The sequence below is a fragment of the Flavobacterium sp. genome, from assembly GCF_043720215.1.
GTDB lineage: Bacteria > Bacteroidota > Bacteroidia > Flavobacteriales > Flavobacteriaceae > Flavobacterium.
In genome coordinates, this window is sequence record NZ_JAYSSZ010000150.1 from 1 (window position 1) to 10,807 (window position 10,807).

Sequence of the window (10,807 nt, forward strand, 5' to 3'; positions counted from 1 at the left end):
AAAAAAGTTATTTTTAAAAGAGATTTCATTTTCTAAAATTATTTTTATCAAATTTAACAAATGTTTTGTTATCTTTTAAATGTTTATTTATAAATTTAACAAAAAAAAACGAATTGTTTAACTTATCTTTTAATTATTATGAACATAAAGCTTCTTTTTACAACAGCTATTTTAATAACCTTATCGTCTTGTAGCAACGATAGTACCTCGGATCTTGTAACACCAACAAATAATGCAGTGACTATTAAGTATAGTTCAGACATTGCTTCAATCATAAACAGTAATTGCTTAAGTTGTCATGCGTCTCCGCCAGTAAATGGTGCTCCAATGCAACTTACGACCTACGATGATGTAAAAAATGCAATTCTTACAGGAGGTTTAATTGATAGAATTTCTAGAGCCCAAGGTTCGGGAGGAATGATGCCAGATGCAGGAAATAGACTCCCACAAGCAACTATCGACAAAATTATAAAATGGCAAACTGATGGATTTGTAAACTAATGAAAAAAAGACTTATCTTATTTGCCCTAATCCTCATGAGCTATTTTGCAATTGCTCAAGATAAAATACTAACAAAAACTGGTCAAATTACTTTTGAAGCCTCAATACCTTCGTTTGAGGAAGTTAAAGCAACCAATAAACTTTCGGCTTGTGTACTAAACACAAAAACGGGAGAAATTGCTAGTGTGTCTATGATAAAAAGTTTTAAGTTTAAATCGGCTTTGATGCAAGAACATTTTAATGAAAATTATATTGAGAGTGATAAATATCCGAAAGCCATTTTTAAAGGAAAAATTGAAGGTTTTGACATATTGAAACTAACCGCTCAGAAACAAGAATTTATTATAAATGGTACCATTGAATTACATGGTAAATCTAAAAATATTTCGGTTATCGCAAAGATGTCTAAAAATGAGAATGCAATTACTATAATTTCTAATTTTGTTTTAAATACTGATGATTTTAATATCGATTTACCATTTCTTATTAGTAGTAAAGTGTCAAAAAAAGTACAAGTTAATTTAGATTACAAATTACTGTAGAATTACATTTCAATTTGTTCAAATAAATTTAATTTATCTATATGAATGACCGTTTTTGTCTTGTCATTACTATGCTCGAACATTTGTAGAAACTTCGCGCCATATACAATTTCTTGAAAAATATAGGAGGTTCTAATAGCTACTGTATTACTAAACATTTCGTCGAAAGCCTTTAGAAAAACTAAAATCTCTCCTTTCTCATTTTCAAAATCTTCTTTAGAAAATTCATATAAAGGACTTTCTTCCGTGATATAATGAACTAGCGTCCAGCTTAATGTTAAAGAATTTATAGTACTATATTCTAAATCCAAAGGGAAAAATCGATTTACATAAACACCGTTTTCTTCAACTCTCATTGCCAATGTTAGTTTTACTTCGGCATCGGTTAAATTTGTATTTTTATAAGATGCAACACGCATCATTAATGCTTTTCCACCTTGAAAAGGAGCAATTATAGCATTCTCAGAAAATTTTAAATGTGCTTTGGGTTTACTAAACCTTCCATACAACAAACCAGTAGCTAACGCAAACCCTAAAAGCCCAGTAAGCGCTTCTGTAGCAGCAATAGCACTTGTTAAGAATCCTTGCGGACTTATATGACCATATCCAACTGTTGTAAATGTTTGTGCACTAAAAAAATAAGCTTGAGCAAATTTCTCGATTTCAGAACTGGCAACAATACCGTTTAGATGTTCTATACCAATAAAATAATATATGGAAGCAAAAATAAAGTTAACCAAAATAAAAACTGAAAAAATTATAATTTGAAATTTCCATGCAGGCAAACGCAAAAGTGTGTGAAACCAACTAATCTGATCAAAAAACGGCAAACCTCTTTTTTCAATATTTGCTGAACCGTCTTTGTCTAAAAACCGTCCACCATAATTTGCTGCATTAGTACCAAAACCAGTTTGGTTATCTATTTTAAGGTTTTTTATAGCTTTTTTAAATACTTTCATATACAATAATGATATTGTTGTAAATTTATAGAAATTTAATTTAACATTTTGAAATGAATTTTAAAAACTAAAATAGTCACCAAACAATTGTATATTATCTGTTTTTGTTTAACAATAAAACTTGAGTAGAAGCAAACCAACTAGTAGGTAAATTATTATCTAATGCAGAGTCTTTTAATTGTAAATAGCTTCCTTTTCCATTAGCATCTATTGGCCAAGGTTCCGTATTTAAATATTCGACAGTATCTATACAGTTCCCAAAAGCATCTGCTAAAATAAGCTTTTCGGTCTTGTTTGATAAATCTCTGGTAAATTCTCCAAATGGCTCAAAACCATACTTTTCTAAAAAAATAGCTGAATTGTTTACTAGAAAAAGACTCTCATGTGCTTTTAGCATCGAACCATACGGGAACTGATATGTTATTCCTAATTCTTTAAAATAAATACCAGAAAGATTAACTTTATTTTTACTTATATTTTTAATTTCTATGAATTCTTGATCATCAGAAACAATTGGATTGTAGTTAATTTTTGTAATTACTAGTTTTGGAATAATTGGTTTAGACAAAACCTTACAAATACCTATATTATTAGTTATCCAAGTAATTCTTTCATTTATAAATGCTTTAATATTTGCAATCTCCTTGGCATGATTCGGAATAGTTCCCCAAAGCTCATTTTCTCTAATTAGTGCCTCACTAATATGTGCTACGCTTTTATCTATAAATGAGTTTAAAACATAACCATTCATAGGTTTTCCTGGCAAAATTAACTCATTCCATCTTTGAGAAAGATAACAGTTAAAGGTTGGATTATTGTATAAATCTTTCCAAAATTCAGGACCTTCATTGCTTTTGTTCCAAAATTGCCAAACATTAGTTTTACTCCTATCTGCTCCATATAAAAACATATCGTTTCCAAAAGTTAAATTCATGTCCCAGATAGGGCCTGCGCGTAATTTTCCGTTTCTGTCTTTATGAAAAAACGTGCTGAATTGATACGCATCAGCATTAGAACTCAACTCATTTATGAGCATAAAATCTATAAATGAAGGCACATCAATTACTGATGGATATCCATCCTGTGGACTTACATTTCCTGAAAGTGCCGTTTTTGCTAATTTTTCAAACTCATGGTGTATATATAAATCTTGCTGATCAGTAATATCTTTTGGTTTTGGAAATACGTGAATAAATTTTGTATCGTCTATGATCCAAGCTTCTTTTTCATCAAGATTTGTCCTATCTACTTTTGTAATATATCCTCCAGAAACGTTAGGCATTGTAGTATCTTCTCTAGAAATTTTTACAATATTTACCCTATTAAGATCTGGTTTTATTTTTTCTTGCAAAAGATACAAACCTTTGTATTCGTCGTTTATAATTACTTCGCAAAAAGCAGTTCGAGTAGCGTAATCTCCCAGCTCTCTAGCTAAATTATACGATATATAATCTCTAATACCTGACGGATCATAAGCTAATGAGTTTAAAATCCAATCGTGTTCGCTAGGCATTCCTAATAGGCTTATATTATTTTTGTTATTGTTCTCAGATAGTATTGTTGTTAGTCCGTACGATTTTTTGGGTAAATCTTGAGAAGAAGAACCTCTAACTTCTATACTAATTCTTCCGTTATAATTTAAAGACTCAGCCTTATCTTGATCAGAAACATAATTTCTATTTCCGTCTGGATGACAAATTATTTTCATTGATGCTATAATTCTAGGCTCATCAATAATTTTTTGAAAACGATATGTAGTAGAATCTATATTAGTTCTAATAATTACGATTGGAAGATTACTATCTATTAAAGTCTGAGATGCAACTTTAGTAAATGCACCCAATAGTAACATCAAAATAATTTTAGAAAATGTGATAAACTTTGCAGAGTAGAATTTAATCATATAAGTTTATTTTTAACAAATGTACAAAAAATATAAATTTATAATCTCACTAATTAATTTATAAAAAATCAGTAAGTTTATAAAAACATTTATAAATAAATGTCATTTTATGAGTTAGCAATCATTGTAAAAGAAGACATAATTAAAACTTTAAGGTACGACTTTGTATATTTTTGCATCAGACAAAATTATTTTGAATATATATATTTATTGTTTATTAATAATTATTTGTTATATTCTTGATGTAATTTAAAATTTTTAATAATTATGTCAAAAACAAACAACTTCGTATTTTGGGGCTTATATATTGTGGCTTGGGTCATTTTTGTCGGCTTATCCATTGAAGCAGGAGGCCTTAATAGTAAAATTTTTTTTTAGTCTGTATAATCCTAAATTTGTCCAAAATCTTTATCAAAATTGGACTTAAATGAAATGTATAAAGGCAGTAAATTAGCTTTTTTCGGTGTCTATAGCTTTATTCTAATAAAAAACTCAAAGCTAAAAATTGGATAAATATGGATTCAAGTGCTGTTTTAGAATTGAGTCGTTATAAATAAAAAGCTCTAGAATACAAACTGAACTTATTAAAAAACTTAAAATAAATTCCCAATCTAAAAATAATTTAGATTGGGAATTAGTGTTTGATAAAAATATATTTTATTTACTCAAATACATTTTTCTTCTGCTATACAACTCATAAAACTGATCATCTTTCAAATCATCTATAAACAAAATGCTTTCTCCTGTACTTTTCATTTCTGGACCAAGAGCTTTGTTTACATTTTGGAATTTACTAAAAGAAAAAACGGGTTGCTTAATCGCATATCCTTTTAGTTGCGGGTTAAAAGTAAAATCGGTTACTTTATTATGTCCCAACATGACTTTAGTCGCATAATTTACATACGGTTCCCCGTATGCTTTTGCAATAAACGGGACTGTTCTCGAAGCTCTCGGATTGGCTTCAATAATATAAACGGTGTCGTCTTTTATAGCAAATTGAATATTAATTAATCCAACGGTTCTTAGTGCCAAAGCAATTTTTTTCGTATGGTCTTTTATTTGTTGCATGACAAATTCGCCTAAATTAAATGGTGGCAAAGTCGCATTCGAATCTCCAGAGTGAACCCCGCAAGGTTCAATATGTTCCATAATTCCTATGATATACACATTTTCACCGTCGCAAATAGCATCTGCCTCTGCTTCTATTGCACCGTCAAGATAATGGTCAAGTAATAATTTGTTTCCTGGAATGTTTTTCAATAAATCAATAACATGTTCTTCTAGTTCTTGTTTGTTGATGACGATTTTCATTCCTTGTCCTCCTAAGACATAAGAGGGACGAACGAGTAACGGGAAATCTAGAACATCGGCCAAAGCACTTGCTTGATCTGCATTTTCGGCTATCCCGAATTGTGGAAATGGAATTTGAAGCTCCGCTAATAATTCTGAAAAACGCCCTCTATCTTCTGCTAAATCTAAGGCATCAAAAGAGGTTCCTAGAATTTTTATTCCGTATTTAGATAATTTTTCGGCCAATTTCAAAGCAGTTTGTCCTCCTAATTGTACAATTACTCCTTCAGGTTTTTCGTGACGGATAATATCATAAATATGTTCCCAAAAAACAGGCTCGAAATAGAGTTTATCGGCAGTATCAAAATCGGTCGAAACCGTTTCTGGATTACAGTTTATCATGATGGTTTCGTAACCACATTCTTTGGCAGCTAAAACACCATGCACGCAAGAATAATCAAACTCGATTCCTTGTCCAATTCGGTTTGGTCCAGAACCTAAAACAACTACTTTCTTTTTTGGAGTAACAATACTTTCATTGTGAACGTATCTTTCACCTGTTGCTGTTTCAATTTCAGCCTCAAAAGTAGAGTAGTAATAAGGTGTTAATGCTTTAAATTCGGCAGCACATGTATCAACCAATTTATAAACACGTTTCACATTCATTTCGTCACGTAATTTATAAACTTGACTTTCCAAACAACCCATCATGTGGGCAATTTGTCTGTCTGCAAAACCTTTTTGCTTTGCTTCAAGCAACAAATCTTTTGGTAAAGTATCTATTTTGTATTTAGAAATTTCTCTTTCTAAACTGTATAATTCTTCATACTGTTTCAAGAACCACATGTCAATTTTTGTGATTTCATGAATTCTAGACAAGGGAATTCCCATGGCAATAGCATCATAAATCACAAAAACACGATCCCAACTTGCAAAAGTTAGTTTCTCGATAATTTGCTCATAATTTTTGTATCCTTTCCCATCTGCACCTAAACCATTCCTTTTTATTTCTAACGATTGGGTTGCTTTGTGTAATGCTTCTTGAAACGAACGTCCAATCCCCATTACTTCTCCTACTGATTTCATTTGCAGACCTAATGTTCTATCAGCACCTTCAAATTTATCGAAATTCCAACGAGGTATTTTTACAATTACATAATCTAAAGTTGGCTCAAATAAAGCCGAAGTAGATTTGGTAATTTGATTTGGTAATTCATCTAAATAATATCCTAAGGCTAATTTTGAAGCTACTTTAGCAATTGGATAACCAGTTGCTTTAGATGCTAATGCTGAGGAACGAGAAACACGTGGGTTTATTTCGATTGCTACAATATCTTCCTTATCGTCTGGCGAAACGGCAAATTGCACATTACAACCTCCGGCAAAATTTCCAATGCTACGCATCATCAAAATAGCCATATCACGCATTTTTTGGAATGTCGTGTCTGACAATGTCATAGCAGGTGCAACAGTTATAGAATCCCCAGTATGAATTCCCATGGGATCCATATTTTCGATCGTACAAATAATAACAACGTTGTCGTTTTTATCGCGAAGTAATTCTAATTCGTATTCTTTCCAACCCATTAATGCTTTGTCTATAAGCACTTCGTGAATAGGTGACATTTCTAATCCGTAGGTTAATTTTTCTTCGAATTCTTCTTTTTTGTAGACAATCGCTGCTCCAGTTCCACCTAAAGTAAACGAAGGTCGAATTACTAATGGAAAACCAAATTCTTGAGCAATCTCTTTTCCACGAAGCATTGAAGTACAAATTTCGGCTGGTGCCGTTGGTATATTTATTTTCTTTAAAAGATTTTTAAATTTCTCTCTATCTTCAGTAATTTCAATAGCATTTACATCTACTCCAATCAATCTTACATTAAAATCTGCCCAAATTCCTTTTTCATCTGCTTCTAAACAAAGGTTTAAAGCTGTTTGACCTCCCATTGTAGGCAATACAGCATCAATTTGCGGATGCTCTTTTAGAATTTGAATAATCGATTTGGTTGTAAGTGGCAATAAATATACATGATCCGCCATGGTTGGATCTGTCATTATTGTTGCTGGATTAGAATTGATAAGGATTACTTCGATTCCTTCTTCACGAATAGATCGTGCTGATTGTGATCCTGCGTAATCGAATTCGCAAGCTTGCCCGATTACGATTGGTCCTGAACCTATAATTAAAACCGATTTTATTGAATTGTCTTTTGGCATTGTGTAGTTGTAGTTAGTTATGTGTTTTAGCCCTGATTACTTCACTTGATTTTTATTTTCATCGGAGTTCGGTGAACTTCGTTTGAGATGTAAATTCTTTTTATTTTTTCTTTAAAAATAAAAAGATTGAAGTGAATAACGGGAAATAGCTTCAAAAATTTATTATTATTTATGAACAAGCACAAAAAAAAGGCGATACTTATAACAGTAACGCCTTTATTTATGATTGTTAAATCATTATTTTTTGTGTCTTGGTTCACAAGAAACAGTCAACTTATGTCTTCCTTTAGCTCTACGACGTGCAAGAACTTTTCTTCCATTTGCAGAAGCCATTCTGTCCATGAATCCGTGTTTGTTTCTTCTTTTTCTTTTCGATGGTTGGAACGTTCTTTTGCTCATTTTGTGTATCTTTAAATTCTTGTGTAAATATCTTGTTGTAGGTTTCTTTCAAACCGAGTGCAAATATACAATGATTTTTTTTTCTTGCAAGTGGTTTTATAAAAATATTTTAATTCTTTTACTATATTTGCAATTCATTATAAAAATACAATTATGTTTCATAGAAATATTAAGCTAGCAATTGCGGCATTGATTATATTTACTGGGATTTGGCAATTTACTGAAGGAAATATTGGAAATGGGATTTTCTTGATTTTACTATCTGCAATTCCTATTTTTCTTTATTTTAAAAACGAATTCATTCTTTTAGCATTCTTAAAACTAAGAAAACAAGATTTTGTTGGTGCAAAAAACTGGCTGGATAAGATTAAAAATCCAGAAACAGCTTTGGTGCAAAAGCAACAAGGTTATTTTAATTATTTACATGGATTAATGCTTTCGCAAACCAATTTAATTCAAGCAGAAAAATATTTTAAGAAAGCTATTAGTTTAGGCTTGAATATGGATCAAGATTTAGCACTTGCAAAATTGAATCTTGCTGGAATTGCTTTGAGCAGAAGAAGAAAAATTGAAGCTACTAATTTGTTAGCCGAAGTTAAGAAATTAGACAAACAAAACATGCTGAAAGACCAAGTAAAAATGATGAAAGATCAGATGAAGAAGATCTAATATCTGTTAAAACCATTATAAAATCACGCTATTTGGCGTGATTTTTTTTATATGTATGCATATAAACGAGTTTTTAAACAGTTCAACGATTATATTGACAATCAATGCAGTAGCTTAGTATATTTGTATGACAACATTTTAAGATATGAAATCTATATATACATTACTGATAAGTTTACTATTCGTTTTCTCTGGAAATAGCCAAGTGGATAAGAATAGTTTTAACTATGTTATAAGAAACAATATAAAGAAATACAATATTGAAAGTAATATTGCTTTTGAAAATAAAGACACCGAGAAAGGGCAAATTTTATTTGATTCTTTAGTTTATAATCACTTAATAGGAACTTCTTTTGAAGATTACACACTTAAAAGTTTCGAGAAAAGAAAACTAAAATTAAGTTCTTTCCAGAAACCTATCTTTATACTTACTTATGCTTCTTGGTGTATTCCTAGTAAAGGAGAAATTCCTGCACTAAATAAACTAGCTCAAAAATACGCTAAAGATGTTCAGTTTGTGATTCTTTTTTGGGACAAAAAACACGATGTTAAGAAAATAGCTAGAAAATTTAATCACAACATAACAGTTTGTTATGCTAACGAATCATACAAAAATGACGAAAGTATTGTTTCAAATCTAAAACATACTTTAGGATTTCCTACATCCTATTTCTTAGATGAAAATCTAAAAGTAGTCAACATAAAACGTGGTGGAGCGCAACCAGATAAAAAAAGCACTTATGTAAAAGCTTACACTATGAATTACAATGCATTTAGAGACGGTTTAGGAAGTTTACTTATTGAAAAAAATATCTCGAAAGAACAATTATCTACAAATTAATTATTTTTCAAAAAACATTTTTGCCGCTACAATAATAATAAAAACGCTAAAAATCTTCTTTAGCATTTTTTGATCTAAACCAATTGCAATTTTACTGCTAAAATAACTTCCTATCACAAAGAAAACTGCAATAATTAATGCATATTTCCAGTTTACATAACCCGCTTTGTAATAATTGAAAACAGCAAATGCCGTTACAGGAACTGCTAAAACTGCCAAACTGGTTCCTTGCGCTTGATGCTGACTAAACCCAACAAACAAAACCAAAAGTGGCACCATTATAATTCCTCCTCCTACTCCAACTAATCCGCTGAGTATTCCTGCTAATAATCCAATTATTATTAGCGAAACTATTATTGTCGTTGTCATATTGTTCAACTGTTTAGTATCCTTCTGTTGGAATTTCAATTTCATACTTTTTGTTTCCAAGGTTGTCTAATTTCTTATCACGCAACCAAGGATTATAATATTTTAAAATCTTATAGTTAATTCCTTGACTTTTTGCAAACGATGCTAAATTTGAAATCGAGCTGTCAAATTCAATTTTTCTAGTTGGAAGATTTTTATACAAATCTTTAGGTTGCAAATTGAAACCATAAATAGTTGGCTTTTTCATTATTTCTTTTAATGCTAATATTCTAAAAACATATCTTGATGTTTCTTCCACTAATAATAAATCATAATAATTTGAAACCTGTTGCGATTCTATTTGTTTTGCAACACCAGCCATTCCTCCGTTATAGGAAGCTGCAGCTAATGTCCAAGAGCCAAATTTTTCTTTTGCAGAAAGTAAATATTTACAAGCTGCTTCCGTAGATTTTTCGAGATGATAACGTTCATCAACAGATTCTGAGACTTCCATACCTTTTTCGACAGCAGTTTGCTTCATAAATTGCCAAATACCACTTGCTCCAGCTTTAGAAACCGAAGCTGTTATTAATGAACTTTCTATTACTGCTAAATATTTAAAATCATCTGGAACATTATTTTTTGCCAAAATAGGTTCTATAATGGGGAAAAATTTATTGGCTCTTTTTAGAATAAGAATGGTTGATGAATGCAAGTTTTCGTTTATGAGAAGTTCTCTATCCATTCGCTCACGAACATCATATATTTGTAATGGCGTTGCCTCACCAGCAAAATCTATAGCTTCTGGAAAATAGCTTGATGTATCTGTATTTTTAGTATTTGATGTTGCGTTAATCAAAATACCGCTTAATCCTATAATTGTAGCAACTAGTACTACTTTTTTTATCATTTTCATATTTTTATCATTAAAAAGTAAAAGTAGTAAAAACAAAAGTTTTATTTTAGAATAATTTCAGGCAAGTTCTCATTAAACCACTTGTATCTGTTAATAATCATAATATGAGTTCCTGATTTTACATTAATAAAATTGTTAATATTCTGAGAAGGAAAAACACTATCATTGTCACCATGAATATGAATTACATTTTCATCTGCAATTGTTCTTTCCCAACAA

At 30.7% G+C, this 10,807-nt stretch carries 10 protein-coding genes and 1 pseudogene; 4 read left to right on the plus strand and 7 right to left on the minus strand.

Features of this window, described 5'->3' with window-relative positions:
• The first annotated feature begins 138 nt into the window (after window positions 1–138).
• A complete protein-coding gene (locus tag ACHZC3_RS06930; protein WP_394759139.1) occupies window positions 139–501 on the plus strand; it encodes a c-type cytochrome in 363 nt (120 codons plus the stop codon).
• Entirely contained in the window at window positions 501–1,043 is a 543-nt protein-coding gene (locus ACHZC3_RS06935) for a YceI family protein (RefSeq protein ID WP_394759140.1), read from the plus strand. Before ACHZC3_RS06930 ends, ACHZC3_RS06935 begins: the two co-directional genes overlap by 1 nt.
• Window positions 1,044–1,045: 2 nt before the next feature.
• On the opposite strand, the gene ACHZC3_RS06940 is transcribed toward ACHZC3_RS06935, so the two are convergent.
• From ACHZC3_RS06940 to rpmH, 4 genes are all read right to left on the minus strand, one after another.
• On the minus strand, window positions 1,046–2,002 hold the full coding sequence (locus tag ACHZC3_RS06940; protein ID WP_394759141.1) for an ion channel: 957 nt from the start codon (window positions 2,000–2,002) through the stop codon (window positions 1,046–1,048).
• A 94-nt stretch (window positions 2,003–2,096) separates the two neighbouring features.
• Window positions 2,097–3,905 carry a CotH kinase family protein gene (locus tag ACHZC3_RS06945; protein WP_394759142.1) on the minus strand — a complete coding sequence of 603 codons (1,809 nt, stop codon included), beginning with the start codon at window positions 3,903–3,905 and terminating at the stop codon, window positions 2,097–2,099.
• A gap of 657 nt (window positions 3,906–4,562) precedes the next feature.
• Window positions 4,563–7,415: a carbamoyl-phosphate synthase large subunit gene (gene carB, locus ACHZC3_RS06950; RefSeq protein ID WP_394759143.1), complete on the minus strand. Its 2,853-nt coding sequence runs from the start codon at window positions 7,413–7,415 to the stop codon at window positions 4,563–4,565.
• A gap of 237 nt (window positions 7,416–7,652) precedes the next feature.
• On the minus strand, window positions 7,653–7,814 hold the full coding sequence (gene rpmH, locus ACHZC3_RS06955) for a 50S ribosomal protein L34 (RefSeq protein WP_007136275.1): 162 nt from the start codon (window positions 7,812–7,814) through the stop codon (window positions 7,653–7,655).
• A 153-nt stretch (window positions 7,815–7,967) separates the two neighbouring features.
• Between rpmH and ACHZC3_RS06960 the strand changes: the two genes are divergently transcribed.
• Together ACHZC3_RS06960 and ACHZC3_RS06965 are read left to right on the plus strand one after the other, a co-directional pair.
• The gene (locus ACHZC3_RS06960; RefSeq protein ID WP_394759144.1) at window positions 7,968–8,483 is read left to right on the plus strand and encodes a DUF2892 domain-containing protein; all 516 of its coding nucleotides are present in this window, start codon (window positions 7,968–7,970) and stop codon (window positions 8,481–8,483) included.
• 145 nt (window positions 8,484–8,628) lie between these two features.
• On the plus strand, window positions 8,629–9,324 hold the full coding sequence (locus tag ACHZC3_RS06965) for a TlpA family protein disulfide reductase (RefSeq protein ID WP_394759145.1): 696 nt from the start codon (window positions 8,629–8,631) through the stop codon (window positions 9,322–9,324).
• Here the strand turns inward: ACHZC3_RS06965 and ACHZC3_RS06970 are convergent, their stop codons facing one another.
• The 3 genes and pseudogenes from ACHZC3_RS06970 to ACHZC3_RS06980 form a co-directional block, all read right to left on the minus strand.
• Entirely contained in the window at window positions 9,325–9,693 is a 369-nt protein-coding gene (locus tag ACHZC3_RS06970; RefSeq protein WP_394759146.1) for a TSUP family transporter, read from the minus strand.
• 13 nt (window positions 9,694–9,706) lie between these two features.
• Complete coding sequence (locus tag ACHZC3_RS06975) at window positions 9,707–10,588, minus strand: lytic transglycosylase domain-containing protein (protein WP_394759147.1); 882 nt, start codon at window positions 10,586–10,588, stop codon at window positions 9,707–9,709.
• A gap of 41 nt (window positions 10,589–10,629) precedes the next feature.
• Window positions 10,630–10,807 (minus strand): annotated as a pseudogene (locus ACHZC3_RS06980) (alpha/beta hydrolase); the annotation flags it as partial.